We start from the raw sequence: 13,777 nt of genomic DNA, 5'->3' as shown, positions 1-13,777 counted from the left end.
TCAGCGCACGAGGTAGGGGATGTCGACGTGCACGGCGCCCGTCGGGCAGTCCTGTTCGCACGGCATGCAGTACCAGCATTCGTCGAACTTCATGAATGCCTTGTTGCTGACGAGGTCGATCGCCAGCACGTCCAGCGGGCAGACGTCGACGCACACGGTGCAGCCTTTCTCGGCGATGCATTTCGACTGGTCGACGACGACGGGCGCCTGGGTGCGGGTGGTTGCGATGGTCATGATGGTTCCTTTCGTATCCGGTTGGCCGGTTAGACGGCGAGGGTGGTCTTGCTGCCGGCCACGCGCAGGCGCTGGTACGCGGCTTTTTCTTCGGCATTCAGTTCGACGATGTAGGGTTCGATCTCGCGCTTGCGGAAGGTCATCTTGCCGTCCGCGCCCTTGCCGACGTTGGTGTGGCAGAACCAGTTGTCGTCGTCCTTCTCGGGATGGTCGACGCACAGGTGGTACAGGCCCCAGCGGCTCTCCTTGCGGAACAGCGAGGCGCGCGCCGCGAGTTCGGCGCAGTCGCGGATCGTGTGCGCCTCCATCGCGCGCATCAATTCGTGCGGATTGACGGCGCCCATGTCGTTCAGGTCGTCCTTGATCTCGCCGAAGCGCTCGAGCGCGATCTCCATCTTGCGGGTGACCTTGGGCGGCTGCAGGTAGTCGTTCACGATGCGGCGCGTCTTGTACTCGACCTGGAACGGGCTCAAGCCCTCGCTGCGCGCGAGCGGCGCCATGATGCGCCGGCGCTCGGCCTCCACCATGTCGGTGTCGATGACGGGCGCCGCCTTGCCGGACATGTAGTCCGCCGCGTTCTCGCCGCAGAATTTGCCGTACACGAAGGCGCCGAGCATGTAGTTGTGCGGGATGCTGGCGCAGTCGCCCGCCGCGTACAGGCCGGGCAGGGAGCACTCGCCTTTTTCGTTGGTCCAGATGCCGGACGCGCTGTGGCCGCTGCAGAAACCGATCTCCGAGATGTGCATCTCGATCGCCTTCTGGCGGTAGTCGTTGCCGCGCCGTTCGTGGAAGCGGCCGCGGCTGGGGCGTTCGTTGGTGTGCAGGATGTGCTCGATCTCCGCGATCGTTTCTTCGGCCAGGTGGTCGAGCTTCAGGAACACCGGACCGCGGCCGCCTTCGAGTTCGTTGTAGAACTCCAGCATCATCTGGCCGCTCCAGTAGTCGCATTCGATGAAGCGCGCGCCGGTGGCGTTCGCGGTGAAGCCGCCGAACGGGCCGGTGACGTAGGCGCACGCGGGTCCGTTGTAGTCCTTGATCAGCGGGTTGACCTGGAAGCATTCGAGGTTCGTCAGTTCCGCGCCGGCGTGATAGGCCATGACGTGGCCCTCGCCGCTGTTGGTCGGATTCTCGTAGGTGCCGAACATGTAGCCGGACGCCGGCAGGCCGAGACGCCCCGCCGCGCCCGTGCACAGCACGACCGCCTTCGCCTTGATCACATAGAAGTCGGCCGTGCGGCAATCGAAGCCCATGACGCCGGCGATCTCGCCGTGCAGCCCCGTGATCAGGCGCGTGGCGACGACGCGGTTGGTGATGTCGACGCGCTGGCGCTTGAGCTGCCGGTACAGCACCTTCTTCATGTGGTGCCCTTCCGGCATCGGCAGGACGTAGCTGCCGAGGTGGTGCACCTTGCGCACCGCGTAGTCGCCCGTTTCGTCCTTCTCGAACTTGACGCCCCAGCGGTCGAGTTCCTCGATCATCGCGTAGCTGTTGCTCGCGTAGGCGTACACGCCTTTCTGGTCGACGATGCCGTCGTTGGCGACCGTGATCTCCTTCGTGTACTGCTCCGGTGTCGCGTGGCCCGGGATGACGGCGTTGTTCAAGCCGTCCATGCCCATGGAGATGGCGCCGCTGCGCTTGACGTTCGCCTTTTCCAGCACGAGCACGCGCAGCTTCGGATTCTTTTCCTTGGCCTTGACCGCGGCCATCGGTCCGCCGGTGCCGCCGCCAACGATCACCAGGTCGTATTCCAGTTCAATGGTTTTCATGTCACCCTTTCAGTGTTCGACGTGCGGCCCCATGCACACCTCGTCATAACTCGTAATAACGAGTTGTGCAAATTGCGTGCCAGTCGAATTCCCCGTTATTTGCGGGGTCGGAAGGGAAGAATGGTCAGGAACAGTGCGGGGCGGGTGGCCGTTGTGGGGAGGGCACGGCCAAAACGGGGCGGGGGATGGGCGTTGTCAGCGCATGACCTTCATCTTGTACTTGAAGGTCTCGGCCCGGTAATGCAGGTATTCGAACACGAGCGGCTTTTCGCCCTGCGCGTAGGTCAGGCGCTCGATGCGCAGGATCGGCGAGCCCGGGGCGACCTTCAGGCGGGCGGCGACGTCGTTCGTGGCCGACGTCGCGTCGATCTCCACGTCGGCGGAATGCAGCGGCTGGCGCAATTCGTTCTCGAGCAGGGAAAACAGGTCTTTCTCGCGCAGGTTCTTTTCGGTGAGGCGCGCGCCCACGTCATGCCGCACCCAGGAATAGTCGATCGAGACCGGCTCCCTGTTCAAATAGCGCACGCGCCGGATCTCCGTCACGGGGCTGCCGTCGACGAGCTGCAGCTTGGCGCAGACGGCGGCCGGCGCCTTGACGGTCTTCAGGCCGAACACGTCCGAAAAGGTTTCGTGGCCGAGACGGTGCATTGCTTCGCCGAAACCTTGCAGGTGCGTCAACTCCTGGGAGACATTGGGCAGGGCGACGAACGTGCCCTTGCCGTGCACCTTGAACAGCAATCCTTCCTTCTGCAGATCGTTGATCGCCTGCCGCACCGTGATGCGGCTGACGCCGAACGCGGCGATCATGTCGTTCTCCGACGGCAACTGCTGATGCCCCACGTAGGTGCCATCGATGATCTTGGCGCGGATCGCTTCCTTGATCTGGGTATATAGCGGGACGGTCGACGAGCGTGGAAGTTGGATCTTCAAGGTGGCGGCACGACGCAATGATTGGACAGCGCATTATATAGCGATGCCGGACTGTCAATAGGGTGGATCAGGGCGCCGGGTCGGTCGGATAGGGCGGCCGCTTGCGCATCTTTTTCACGACGCCGTCGGGGCCGATTAGCAGCACCAGCTCCGTGTCGCGGCCGCCGGCGGCCGGTGCGGCGCTTTGTGTCGTGTATAGCCATACTTCCATGCCGGAGTCGAAGCGGACCGTCCTGGTCGGCCCGAACGCGGCCAGCAGCTCGGCGCGCGTCGTGCGGCCGGGGACGACGACCTGGTCGAACCGGGCCTCGGCCACGCGCGTGCCGGGCGCGGGCGCGCGCGTGGCGCAGCCGGACAGCAAGGCAAGCGCCAGCACCAGGACGGCGCGGTTCATGGCGTCTGCTCCACCGGCGGCGGCGCGTCGTCCATGTAGTCGAAGGTGACGAGGGTGTCGTCCGGCCAGCTGCGGTCCCAGATCGGCGCGTAATACGTGCGGTCGAGCAGCACCTGGCAATCGCAGAACGGCAGCATGTCGGGCGTCTGCTCGCCGCCCGCGTACAGGAAGCGGAACGGCAGGATCTCGCTGCGGTCGCCCGCGCGCAGGGCCACGGAAAACAGGGGGCGCTCGCTAAAGAAGAGGAAATTACCGTCGGGACTATTACACACTTGCTCGGGGCTGGTGAGCACGTTCGAGATCCACCCGAACAGCGGCGAGCTGTTCGACACGAGTCCGGCTTCCATGCCGACGAGACACTCCAGGCGCAGGTCGCCCAGCCGGCGCGTCCCCGGCGGCAGGCCGGGCGTGACGACTTGCGCGCGCCACGTCATGCTCGTCGTCTTGCGGTTGGCGACGACGGCCGCGTCTTCCTGCAGCGCCTGCTCGTTGCGTGGCAGGATAAAACTGTTGTCCGGCGCGACGGGGACGGGCACGGCGATGTGGTCGCCGATGACGCGCAACGTGATGCCGCGCATGTCCACGGTCGGGGAGCGGGGCAGCAGGCGGAACCGCAGCGTCGCTTGCGGCGCCAGCCCGTGTTCGCGCCGGAAGCGTTCCATGCCGCGGATCATCTTGCGGTAGGACTTGTCGACCGGGTCGCGCGTGTACGTGACGGTGACGGTCTGGACGCCGGGGGCCGGCGCCGCCGGCGCCGTCTGCGCGTGTGCCGGCCACGCCAGGCCGGCCCCCAGCAATGCCGGCAACACGACATGCGGGACCGGCCGGCGCATGATTACCAGTAACGCACGCGGCCGACGTCCATGTGCACGAATTGCGACTCGGGGTAATAACCGACCCCGCCCGCCTTCTGCGCCATCGCCATCTTGTGCAGCTTGGCCAGGTCTTGCCCCGGGATGCGCACGTCGATGGCCTTGCCCTCCATGTGCAGGCTGTGCTTGGCGACGCCCGTCGTCGTTTCGTGCAGCATCGCGTTCGTTTCCGGTGAGCGATAGCCCGAGATCACGTGCATGGTCGGATGGTTGCCGTATTGCGCGCTGATGCGATCCAGCAAGACGAGCAGCTTGGGATCGATGGGCGCGATCTTGTCGTTGCGGTAGTCGCGCAGTAGTTTATTGATGTCCTGCAAGGCGTCGGGGATGAACTCGCCCTCGGCCCAGAAAATCGTGCGCAGGCTTTCGCCCGTGTGCGTGTTGTACAGGCGCACGATGCGCTCGTTGGGGGCCGCGGGCGGGACGGGGGCGTCCGGCAGGGACTTGGCGCTGGTCCGGATGGCGGGCGCACCGAGTACCGATGCGAGGACGGCCGAGCTTTTGAGGAAGGAGCGTCGCTGATTCATGAGCTTGTCCTTGCTGATTGCCAGTCTCAATGATACGCCCCATGCATGATTCGTGCACGGACCGTGAAGGCTTAGAATGAGCGCGGCCGTATTCGTTGCGCACACCTTGCCGGGAGAGCCGCATGCATTTTGTTTACCGTTTCCTGTTCGCATCGATGCTGGCGCTCGCCGGCGCCGCATCCACGGCCGCGCCCGCGCGCGACGCCGGCATCGACATCCCGATCCCCGACATCCCGTACACGAAATTCGTGTTGAAGAACGGCTTGACGGTGCTCGTGCACGAAGACCACAAGGCGCCCGTCGTGGCCGTCAACACGTGGTATCACGTCGGCTCCAAGAACGAAAAACCGGGCAAGACGGGCTTCGCGCACCTGTTCGAGCACCTGATGTTTTCCGGCAGCGCCCATTTCGACAAGACGTTTCTCTCGGCGCTGGAAGGCATCGGCGCGACCGACCTGAACGGCACGACGAACAAGGACCGTACGAATTATTTCGAGACGGTGCCGACGTCCATGCTCGACTACGCGCTGTTCGCCGAGAGCGACCGCATGGGCCACCTGCTGGGCGTGCTCGACCGCAAGAAGCTCGACCTGCAGCGGGGCGTCGTCCAGAACGAGAAGCGCCAGCGCGAGAACCAGCCGTACGGCATGGTCGAGCAGATCGTCACGGAGAACACGTGGCCGGCGAACCACCCGTATTCCTGGACCGTGATCGGGTCCATGGCCGACCTCGACGCCGCGTCGATGAAGGATGTCACCGACTGGTTCAAGGACCACTACGGCCCGAACAACGTCGTGCTCGTGCTGGCCGGCGACATCACGCCGCGAGAGGCGCGCGCGAAGGTCGAGAAATACTATGGCGACATCCCGCCCGGCCCGCCGCAGGCGCACCAGCAGGCGTGGGTCGCTAAGCGCACGGGCACCCATCGCAGCCAGGTGCAGGACCGCGTGCCGCAGGCGCGCATCTATCGCCTGTGGAACGTGCCCGGCGCCGACACGCCGGAAGAAGCGCAGCTCGACCTGGCCGCGCAGGTGCTGGGCGGCGGCAAGACGTCGCGCCTGTACCAGCGCCTCGTCGTCAAGGATCAGCTGGCGACGTCCGTCGGCACCGGCAACGACTCGAACGAGATCGCCGGCCAGTTCGCCATCACCCTGACCGCGAAGCCGGGCCTGTCCGCGGCGGACGTCGCGCGCATGGAAACGGCGGCCGACGAGGAATTGCGCGCGCTGATGAAGTCCGGCCCCACGGCCGCCGAACTGCGCCTGGCGCAGACGACGATCCTCGCGCAGCACGCGCGCGCCGTCGAGCGCGTGGGCGGCTTCGGCGGCAAGAGCGACGTGCTGGCGCGCTGCGCCACCTACACGGGCAATCCGGCCTGCTACAAGATCTACCTGCAGCGCATCAAGGACGCGACGCCGGCCACCGTGCGCAAGACGATGCAGGACTGGCTGCTCGAGGGCGACTACGTGCTGGAAGTCGATCCGTTCCCGGCCGCGCTGGCCGCCGAGCCGTCCGCCGTCGACCGCAGCAAGGGGCCGCCGACGGGACATCCCGAGCCGCTGACCCTGCCGCCCATGCAGAAGACGACCTTGTCCAACGGCTTGAACGTCGTGCTGGCCGAACGCCATGGCGCGCCCGTGATCAACCTGTCGCTGATGTTGAATGGCGGCTTCGCGTCCGATTCGCAGGCGCTGCCGGGGCTCGCCAGCCTCACCTTGCGCATGCTGGAAGAGGGCACCCGGACGCGCAGCGCGCTGGACATCAGCCGCGAGCTGGAGGCGCTGGGCGCCTCGTTCGGCACGACGATCGACCTGGACGGCGCCTTCGTGAATATGAACGTGCTCAAGCCGACGCTGGCGCAGGCGCTGGGCCTGTACGCGGACCTGGCGCTGCACCCGGCGTTCCCGCAGGCCGATTTCGAGCGCGTGCGCAAGGAACGGCTGGCCGCGATCCAGCGCGAGGAGACGGTGCCGCGCCTGATGGCCTTGCGCGTGCTGCCGCCGCTGCTGTACGGCCCCGGCCATCCGTATTCGCTGCCGCTGACGGGCACCGGCACCCAAGCCGCCGTGGCGCGCATGACGCGCGCGGATCTCGTCGCTTATCACGACACGTGGTTCAGGCCGAACAACGCGACCCTGCTCGTCGTCGGCGACACGACGCTGGCCGAACTCAAGCCGCTGCTGGAGCGCGCGTTCGGCGCGTGGCAGGCGGGCACCTTGCCCGCGCACGACATCGCGCAAGTCGGCCAGCCGGCCGGCACGGCGATCTACCTGATCGACCGTCCCGGCGCGCTGCAGAGCGACATCGTCGGCGCCCAGCTGGCCCCGCCGCGCAACACGCCGGACGCCGTCGCGCTGAATCTGCTCAACGACGTGTTCGGCGGCACGTTCAGCTCGCGGCTGAACATGGACCTGCGCGAAGATAAACACTGGTCGTACGGCGTGGGCACGTCACTCGTGGCAGCGCGGGGCCAGCGCATCCTGTACAGCAATTCGCCGGTCCAGACCGACAAGACGGCCGACGCGCTGCGCGAATTGGCGCGCGATTACGCGGAGCTGGGCGGCACGCGCCCGATCACGCCGCGCGAGCTGCAGGAGGCCCAGGCCAACGAGACGCTGGGCCTGCCCGGTTCGTTCGAGACCGTCAGCCAGCTCAGCAACGCCTACGCGACGATCCTGCAATACGGCCTGCCCGAGGATTACTACAACACGTACACGGCGACCGCCCTCGCGCTGACGCCCGCGCAGCTGAACGCGCTGGCCGCGCGCGTCGTGCTGCCCCGGCAGCCCGTGTGGATCGTCGTCGGCGACATGAGCAAGATCGAGGCACCGATCCGCGCACTGAACCTCGGCACCGTGCGCCGCATCGACGTCGACGGCAAGGCGCTGCAGTGACCCGCCGCGCTACTTCTTCGCTTGGGCCTTGCGCAGCTGTTCTTGGTAACGCTGGAAGATCTCGAACCGGCGTTCCCGCCGCAGGATCTTCGAATGAGGATCCAGCGTGTACGTGGCGCCGGCCGGCAGGACGATGCTGCCGTGCCCGTCCGCCATCGGCAACGTGACGACGCGCGCCCCCACGCGCACGTCGAGTGGCATCGGGAACGGTGTCTTGCCGGCCGTTTTCCATGTCAATTCCAGCGTGTCGCCACGGCGCACGGCCACGAGCTCGGGCAGGGCGGCCTGGTACATATAGGCCTGGAAGAACCAGTCCAGGTCGCGGCCGCTGACGCGGTCGACGATGGCGATGAATTCCGGCGTCGTCGCATAGCGCGGCGCGAAGTTGCCGGGGCGCGGGTCCGGCCTGCCGTACACGAGTTCGCGCACGGCGCGGAAAAAGGCGTCGTCGCCGATCAGGCCGCGCAGGGTGTGCAGCACGAGCGAGCCCTTCGTGTAGATGTCGCCGCCCGGGCCGCCGCGCTTGAGGTCGTAGACGTCTTCCTCGCGCTTGTGCTTGCCGGACACGAGCGGCGCCTTGTTGCGGATGCTCGCGCGCTGCTGCATCAGCGCGGCATAGTATTCCTGGTCGCCGTGCAGGTATTGCATGTACAGGGGCTGCATGTAGGAGGCGAGGCCCTCGTGCAGCCACATATCGTCCCAGTCGGCATTGGTGAGCTGGTTGCCGAACCACTCGTGGGCGAATTCATGCTGCAGCAGGTCGTCGTAGCCGTACGGCGTCTTGACGTAACGGTTGCCGTAGGCATTGATGGTCTGGTGTTCCATGCCCTTGTGCGGGGTTTCCACGACGCCCATTTTTTCGTCGCCGAACGGGTAGGGACCGATCGTCGATTCGAAGAAATCCAGCATCCGCGGGAATTCCGCGAACAAGGCCTTGGCATGGACCTTGTTCTGCGGCAGATACCACAGCCGCAGCGGGATCACGTTGCCGTAGCGGCTGCGGTAGTCGCTGGACAGCACCTCGTACGGCCCGACGTTGATGGCGACGCCGTAGGTACTGGGGTGCTTGGCGCGCCAGTGCCACGTGCGCCAGCCGTCCGCTTCCGTCATGCCGAGCGCCACGCCGTTGCCCGCCGCGACGAGCGGCGCCGGCACGGTGATGTGTTCGTCGACGACGGCCGGCTTGCCCATCGGGTGGTCGATGCAGGGCCAGAACAGGTCGCAGCCTTCGCCTTCGACGGCGCTGGCCACCCACGGCCGGCCGTCCGGCGTGCGCGCCCACACGAAGCCGCCGTCCCACGGCGCCCGCTTGGCCACGTGCGGCGTGCCGTGGTAGGTCACGCGGATTTTGACGTGCCGGCCAGGTTCCAGCCGGCGCGGCAGCGTAATCGTCAGCTTGCCGTCCGGATTGCGCCATTGGGTTGCCGCGAGCGGTTGGCCGTCGACGGCAATGGCGTCGATGGGCAGGTTGCGGTCCAGGTCCAGTTCGATGCGGTCCAGCGGCGCGCGCGTGCCGAACGTCAGCAGCGCCTCGCCGCGCAGGCTGCGCGAGTCCGGCTCGATGCGCAGGCTCAGGTCGGCGGCATCGAAGGTGAGCGCCTGCTGGTCGGGACTGCGCTGCACGCCCGAGTTGACGGTGTAGTCGGTGAGGGCGGGCTGGCTGGCGCAGCCCGCCAACAGGAAGCCGAGGGTGGCGATGGCGGTTCTTTTCATGATGCGGGGAATTTATCACAGCGGAAAGCTGCGCCATCCAAATCGCCGCTGGTGAATACTCGCGGCAAGGAGGACCATCCATGAGCGACCTGGATATCGACATCGGCCGCACCGCCCTGGTGCTGATCGATTTGCAGAACAGTAATGTGAGACGGGACCTGGCGCCGTACACGGCCGAGCAGGTGGTGGGCAATTGCGTGCTGCTGGCGGGCGAAATGCGCGACCGCGGCGGCATGGTGATCTTCGTGCGCGTGCTCGTCGACCAGTTGCAGCTGCCGGCCGCCGATGCCCCGCTGAGAAAGCCGGGCGCGCCCGCGCCGCCGCCGGACGCGTCGCACCTGGCGCCGGAAGCCCAGGTGCAGGCGCAGGACATTGTCGTGACGAAGCGCCAGTGGGGCGCCTTCTACGCCACGGAGCTGGACCAGCTGCTGCGCCGGCGCAACATCAAGACCATCGTCCTGGGCGGCATCGCCACCAACTTCGGCGTCGAATCGACGGCGCGCGCGGCGTTCGACCGCGGCTACGAGGTCGTGTTCGTCGAGGATGCGATGAGCAGCATGCAGGGCGACATGCACAAGTTCGCCTGCGAACACACCTTCCGCGTCATGGGCAGGGTGCGCTCCACGCGCCACGTGATCGACGCGCTGCAGGCGGGCACGGGCGCCGCCTGAGCCTTGCCGTGACTTGTGACTTGCTATTTGCGGGGCGCCGGCTGCTTGTCGTTCGCGGCGGCCCGCGCCTGCGCGTCGGCCTGGGCCTGGGCTTGGGCCTGGCGCCGCTGCTCGCGTTCCTGCTTCTTCGCCATGTGGTGGCCGATGGCGCAGCCGGCGGCGGCGCCGAGCAGGCCATGCTTGCCGGCCACGTGGCCGCCGATGCCGCCCACGATGGCGCCTTTCGCGCAGCTGGGTTTGGCGTAGGCGGCGCCCGTCGAGGCGAGCGAGAGCATCAGGGTGGCGGCGATCAGTCGGGTTTTCATAGGTCCTCCATGGTTATGCCATCAACGGCCACGTGCCGTCCATGGATGACAGCTTAGCGGCGGCCGCGCCGGTGAAATGTTCGCCAGATCACCGTTGCGGCGCTTCGTAACCCGTGTCAGCCCTTGCGCCGGATCGCCGCCGCGATCTCGTACGAGCGCAACCGCGCCGCGTGGTCGTGGATCTGCGACGTGATCATCAGCTCGTCCGCGCCCGTACGCGCGATGAAGGCGTTCAATTGCTGCTCGACGGTTTCCGGCGCACCGATCGCCGAGCACGACAGCACCGCGTCGAGCATGCCCCGTTCCGCCGGGCCCAGCAGGTCGAGATAGCCTTCGACGGGCGGCTTCAGGCGCGTCGGGTGGCCGCTGCGCAGGTTGACGAACGCCTGCTGCATCGACGTCGCGCGCCACTGGGCTTCCGCATCCGTCTCGGCGGCGAACACGTTAAAGCCGAGCATCACGTACGGCTTGTCGAGCTGGGCCGACGGGCGGAAGTTGGTGCGGTAGATCTCGATGGCCTGCATCATCATCTGCGGCGCAAAGTGCGACGCGAACGCGTACGGCAGGCCCAGCGTCGCCGCCAGTTGCGCGCCGAACAGGCTGGAGCCGAGGATCCACACGGGCACCTTCAGGCCGGCGCCGGGCACGGCGCGCACGTGGCGCCGCGGCGCGTCGGCGAAATAATCCATCAGTTCGACGACGTCCTGCGGGAATTCGTCGGCGTCCGACGCGAGGTTGCGGCGCAGCGCGCGCGCCGTCGCGTGGTCGGAACCGGGCGCGCGGCCGAGGCCCAGGTCTATGCGGCCGGGAAACAACGACTCGAGCGTGCCGAATTGTTCCGCGATGACGAGCGGAGCGTGGTTCGGCAGCATGATGCCGCCGGCGCCGAGGCGGATGGTCGAGGTGCCGCTGCCCACGTGGGCGATCAGCACCGCCGTCGCCGCGCTGGCGATGCCCGGCATGCCGTGGTGTTCGGCCAGCCAGAAGCGGTGGTAGCCCCAGCGTTCGCCGTGCTGGGCGAGGTCGAGCGAGCGGCGGAAGGATTCGGCGGCGTCGCTGCCTTCCGTGATCGGGGCGAGGTCGAGTATCGAGAAAGGAATCGTCGGTGCAGTCATCGCGGCATGATACGCCGATCCTTTTTTTCGCGTGCGGCAGGGTCCGGATCGGCAGTCCCGTGCTTGACCCCGCCTGGCAGGCTGCCTATGATGGCCTGTTGAACTATGTCTCCACGGCATCTTTTATGCGTATTTACCCGCTTCGCCCCTCCAGGAGGCTCCTGGCCGCCGTCTGCATTGCCGTGCTCGCCGCCGGCTGCGCCTCGTCGAGGCACGCGCCGCGCCCGCGCGCGGGCGACGCGCCCCAGTTGGACGTGAGGCGCTTTGCGCAAATCGACGCCGCCGTCGATGACGCCATCGACGCGCACAAGCTGCCGGGCGCCGTGTTCCATCTGGAGCACGGAGACGCCGTCTACGAACAGGCCTACGGCCACCTGACCTATGCGCCGGACGCGGCGGACGTCACGACATCCACCGTGTTCGACGCCGCGTCGCTGACGAAGGTGCTGGCCACGGCGCCGTCCGTGCTGATCCTGGCCGAGCAGGGCCGCATCGGCCTGGACGACAAGCTCGTCAAATACTTCCCCGAGTGCGGGAATGGCGGCAAGGAAACGATCACGATCCGGCAATTGCTCACGCACAGCTCCGGCTTGCCCGCCGGCTTGCCGAAGGAACCTGCCTGGACGGGCCGCGCGGCCGCGCACAAGCTCGCATGCGCGCTGGCCGTCACGCATGCGCCGGGCACGCACTTCCGCTATTCCGACGTCAATTACATCCTGCTGGGCCAGATCGTCGAGCAGGTCACGGGCACGCCGCTGGACGATTACGCGCAGGCCCACGTCTTCGCGCCGCTGCGGATGCAGAACACGGGCTATCTGCCGCTGCGCCGGGCCGATGCCGGGACGATCGCGCCGACGCAAGTGGGCCAGGACGGCGGCAAGGGGGCGCACGGCGACCTCGCGCCGGGTGAACTCCTGCGCGGCGTCGTGCACGACCCGACGGTGCGCCGGATGGGCGGCGTCGCGGGCTCGGCCGGGGTGTTCACGACGGTCGGCGACGTGGCGCGCTACGCCCGCATGGTGCTGGCGGGCGGCGTGCTGGACGGCGTACGCATCCTCAGTCCGCACAGCGTGACCCTGCTGACGACGGTGCAGTCGCCCCCCGGCCTGGCGCAGCGCGGTCTCGGCATGGACATCGATTCGCCGTACGCCAAACGGCCGCGCGGCAGCGTGTACCCGGTCGGCAGCTACGGCCACACGGGGTTCACGGGATGCGTGCTGTGGATCGACCCGCATTCGAAATCGTTTTACGTGTTGCTGTCGAACCGGGTCTATCCGGATGACAAGAGCAACGTGCTCGACCTGTACTCGCGCCTGGGGACGCTGGCCGCGCAGGCGGCCGGGGCCGGCAGATCGTAGCGCGCGATCGCGTTTCCCTCTGAAAGGGCCCCGTTTTCGGGGCCTTTTTTGTTGCCGCACGGCTAACGCGCGCACCTTTCTCTGCGATGTCTTTAAACTCCGCCTCCGCAGTATCTGCTTGATATTGCAGAGCTTTTTTTGCCCCAAATATATTCTCTCGGGAGAAGACCATGAAAATGAATAAGCTATTGAAGGGCCTGCTGGGTGCCGCCGCCACGGTGGCGATGTTCGGTACGATGAATGCCCAGGCACAGACCAGCGCGTCGACCGACAGCAGCGCGACCGCGCAGGACCAGGCGAAGTCGACCAGTTCGACCACCAAGAAACATACCAAGAAAAAACATCACAAGAAGCACAGCTCGAGCCAGGGTTCGAGCGGTAGCCGCGGCTCCACCAGCAGCAGCTCGAGCACGGGCGGCACCAGCGGCACGTCGTCCAGCGGCAGCCAGGACACCCAGGGCACCTCCGGCACGAGCGGGTCGAGCGGCACCAGCGGCAGCATGGGCACCGGCACGGGCAGCAGCATGGGCACCGGCACCACCACGCCGCCGACCGGCAGCGGCATGGCCACGCCCACCACGCCCCCGACCGGCACCGGTTCCTCGGGTTCGAGCGGCATGAGCGGCAGCACGAGCTCCGGCTCGTCCGGCACCAGCGGCATGAGCGGCAGCACCGGCGCCAGCGGCACCGGCCTGTCCGGCTCGAGCGGCATGAGCGGCACCGGTTCCGGTTCGGGCACGGGCACCAGCGCGACCGGCACGGGCACGAGCGGCACCAGCACCAGCGGCACCGGCACGAGTACCACCAGTGGCCAGAACAACGGCAACCGCGGTTATTGACCGTCCTTCGCACGCGGCGCCGCTGTGGCGCCGCGGACCATGCCAGCCCGCGGGCTGGTTTTTTTTGCTCGAAGCGCGGTGCGGCGGTCTCGTCATTGGTATAACATGATTTCTCGTAAAAAATGAATTGCGCAAACATTCTGCGCGACAACAACGACG

General features: G+C 67.0%; 13 protein-coding genes. 4 read left to right on the top strand and 9 right to left on the bottom strand.

Annotation, left to right across the window (positions count from 1 at the left end):
• From ISF28_RS26815 to mepK, 6 genes are all read right to left on the bottom strand, one after another.
• Positions 1–234: a 4Fe-4S dicluster domain-containing protein gene (locus tag ISF28_RS26815; protein WP_198120243.1), complete on the bottom strand. Its 234-nt coding sequence runs from the start codon at positions 232–234 to the stop codon at positions 1–3.
• Positions 235–263: 29 nt separating this feature from the next.
• Positions 264–2,000 (bottom strand): fumarate reductase/succinate dehydrogenase flavoprotein subunit, encoded by a 1,737-nt coding sequence (locus ISF28_RS26810; protein ID WP_198120242.1) that lies wholly within the window; start codon positions 1,998–2,000, stop codon positions 264–266.
• A 195-nt stretch (positions 2,001–2,195) separates the two neighbouring features.
• A complete protein-coding gene (locus ISF28_RS26805; RefSeq protein ID WP_229519415.1) occupies positions 2,196–2,930 on the bottom strand; it encodes a GntR family transcriptional regulator in 735 nt (244 codons plus the stop codon).
• 67 nt (positions 2,931–2,997) lie between these two features.
• Positions 2,998–3,324: a hypothetical protein gene (locus ISF28_RS26800; protein ID WP_198120240.1), complete on the bottom strand. Its 327-nt coding sequence runs from the start codon at positions 3,322–3,324 to the stop codon at positions 2,998–3,000.
• Positions 3,321–4,157: a hypothetical protein gene (locus ISF28_RS26795; protein ID WP_198120239.1), complete on the bottom strand. Its 837-nt coding sequence runs from the start codon at positions 4,155–4,157 to the stop codon at positions 3,321–3,323. Before ISF28_RS26795 ends, ISF28_RS26800 begins: the two co-directional genes overlap by 4 nt.
• Positions 4,158–4,159: 2 nt before the next feature.
• Complete coding sequence (mepK, locus tag ISF28_RS26790; protein WP_198120238.1) at positions 4,160–4,723, bottom strand: peptidoglycan L,D-endopeptidase MepK; 564 nt, start codon at positions 4,721–4,723, stop codon at positions 4,160–4,162.
• Positions 4,724–4,845: 122 nt separating this feature from the next.
• Here mepK and ISF28_RS26785 point away from each other — a divergent pair, with 122 nt between their 5' ends.
• Positions 4,846–7,617 (top strand): M16 family metallopeptidase, encoded by a 2,772-nt coding sequence (locus ISF28_RS26785; protein WP_198120237.1) that lies wholly within the window; start codon positions 4,846–4,848, stop codon positions 7,615–7,617.
• Between the two features lie 9 nt (positions 7,618–7,626).
• Here ISF28_RS26785 and ISF28_RS26780 read toward each other — a convergent pair whose 3' ends face one another.
• The gene (locus tag ISF28_RS26780; protein WP_198120236.1) at positions 7,627–9,330 is read right to left on the bottom strand and encodes a M1 family metallopeptidase; all 1,704 of its coding nucleotides are present in this window, start codon (positions 9,328–9,330) and stop codon (positions 7,627–7,629) included.
• Between the two features lie 80 nt (positions 9,331–9,410).
• Here ISF28_RS26780 and ISF28_RS26775 point away from each other — a divergent pair, with 80 nt between their 5' ends.
• Positions 9,411–10,001: an isochorismatase family protein gene (locus tag ISF28_RS26775; protein WP_198120235.1), complete on the top strand. Its 591-nt coding sequence runs from the start codon at positions 9,411–9,413 to the stop codon at positions 9,999–10,001.
• 23 nt (positions 10,002–10,024) lie between these two features.
• Here ISF28_RS26775 and ISF28_RS26770 read toward each other — a convergent pair whose 3' ends face one another.
• Both ISF28_RS26770 and ISF28_RS26765 read right to left on the bottom strand, forming a co-directional pair.
• The gene (locus ISF28_RS26770; protein ID WP_198120234.1) at positions 10,025–10,306 is read right to left on the bottom strand and encodes a hypothetical protein; all 282 of its coding nucleotides are present in this window, start codon (positions 10,304–10,306) and stop codon (positions 10,025–10,027) included.
• A gap of 116 nt (positions 10,307–10,422) precedes the next feature.
• Positions 10,423–11,421, bottom strand: coding sequence for an LLM class flavin-dependent oxidoreductase (locus tag ISF28_RS26765; RefSeq protein ID WP_198120233.1), 999 nt, complete (start codon positions 11,419–11,421; stop codon positions 10,423–10,425).
• Between the two features lie 125 nt (positions 11,422–11,546).
• Here ISF28_RS26765 and ISF28_RS26760 point away from each other — a divergent pair, with 125 nt between their 5' ends.
• On the top strand, positions 11,547–12,779 hold the full coding sequence (locus tag ISF28_RS26760) for a serine hydrolase domain-containing protein (protein ID WP_198120232.1): 1,233 nt from the start codon (positions 11,547–11,549) through the stop codon (positions 12,777–12,779).
• Positions 12,780–12,949: 170 nt separating this feature from the next.
• Positions 12,950–13,618 (top strand): hypothetical protein, encoded by a 669-nt coding sequence (locus ISF28_RS26755; protein WP_198120231.1) that lies wholly within the window; start codon positions 12,950–12,952, stop codon positions 13,616–13,618.
• Positions 13,619–13,777: the final 159 nt, after the last annotated feature.

The sequence above is a fragment of the Massilia rhizosphaerae genome (genome assembly GCF_016093545.1).
GTDB classification, from domain to species: domain Bacteria; phylum Pseudomonadota; class Gammaproteobacteria; order Burkholderiales; family Burkholderiaceae_D; genus Telluria; species Telluria rhizosphaerae.
Note: the sequence above shows the minus strand (reverse complement) of the source record. Positions and strands in the feature narration are given on the sequence as shown.

Excerpts from the sequence above, each read along its gene's own strand:
- ISF28_RS26755 (WP_198120231.1), top strand. The coding sequence starts at position 12,950 with ATGAAAATGAATAAGCTATTGAAGGGCCTGCTGGGTGCCGCCGCCACG.
- ISF28_RS26765 (WP_198120233.1), bottom strand. The coding sequence starts at position 11,421 with ATGACTGCACCGACGATTCCTTTCTCGATACTCGACCTCGCCCCGATC.
- ISF28_RS26800 (WP_198120240.1), bottom strand. The coding sequence starts at position 3,324 with ATGAACCGCGCCGTCCTGGTGCTGGCGCTTGCCTTGCTGTCCGGCTGC.
- ISF28_RS26810 (WP_198120242.1), bottom strand. The coding sequence starts at position 2,000 with ATGAAAACCATTGAACTGGAATACGACCTGGTGATCGTTGGCGGCGGC.
- ISF28_RS26770 (WP_198120234.1), bottom strand. The coding sequence starts at position 10,306 with ATGAAAACCCGACTGATCGCCGCCACCCTGATGCTCTCGCTCGCCTCG.
- ISF28_RS26775 (WP_198120235.1), top strand. The coding sequence starts at position 9,411 with ATGAGCGACCTGGATATCGACATCGGCCGCACCGCCCTGGTGCTGATC.
- mepK (WP_198120238.1), bottom strand. The coding sequence starts at position 4,723 with ATGAATCAGCGACGCTCCTTCCTCAAAAGCTCGGCCGTCCTCGCATCG.
- ISF28_RS26815 (WP_198120243.1), bottom strand. The coding sequence starts at position 234 with ATGACCATCGCAACCACCCGCACCCAGGCGCCCGTCGTCGTCGACCAG.
- ISF28_RS26785 (WP_198120237.1), top strand. The coding sequence starts at position 4,846 with ATGCATTTTGTTTACCGTTTCCTGTTCGCATCGATGCTGGCGCTCGCC.
- ISF28_RS26780 (WP_198120236.1), bottom strand. The coding sequence starts at position 9,330 with ATGAAAAGAACCGCCATCGCCACCCTCGGCTTCCTGTTGGCGGGCTGC.
- ISF28_RS26760 (WP_198120232.1), top strand. The coding sequence starts at position 11,547 with ATGCGTATTTACCCGCTTCGCCCCTCCAGGAGGCTCCTGGCCGCCGTC.
- ISF28_RS26795 (WP_198120239.1), bottom strand. The coding sequence starts at position 4,157 with ATGCGCCGGCCGGTCCCGCATGTCGTGTTGCCGGCATTGCTGGGGGCC.